This window comes from Streptomyces avicenniae, from assembly GCF_000719135.1.
GTDB lineage: Bacteria > Actinomycetota > Actinomycetes > Streptomycetales > Streptomycetaceae > Streptomyces > Streptomyces avicenniae.
The window spans coordinates 1-368 of record NZ_JOEK01000047.1 but is presented as its reverse complement, the minus strand read 5'-3'; the positions used below and the strand labels follow the sequence as shown (position 1 = coordinate 368).

1 pseudogene is annotated in these 368 nt (G+C 73.6%); it reads left to right on the top strand.

The annotated features are described in order from the left end of the window. Window positions 1–4: 4 nt before the first annotated feature. Window positions 5–368 (top strand): annotated as a pseudogene (locus IF27_RS29680) (hypothetical protein); the annotation flags it as partial.

The window sequence follows — 368 nt, the reverse complement described above, 5'->3', positions numbered from 1 at the left end:
GTACATGGGCTGGACGGTCCTCTACATCGCGTTCGGAATCGTCGCGCTGTGGCTGCTCGGCGAGGTGCTGCTGCAGTACAAGGCGCGCCTGCGCTGGCGGCTGCTCGCCTTCGGCGGCTTCCTCCTCGTCGTCCTCGGGGTGCTGGTGCCCTCCGTGCTCGTGATCGCACTGGGCGCCGCGGCCTTCGCCGTGGGCCAGACGTACGTCACGCTGTCCTTCCGCCGCGGCTTCGCGGCGGGCTGGGCCGTCGGGCACCCCAAGCGGGAGCCGGGCGGCAGCAAGCGGCGCCGTGGGGAGAAGCCGCCGCCCGGGCCGGACCCCTCCGGGTTCGAGCCGGAGTCCGACGACGACGCCACCGGCACCGGAA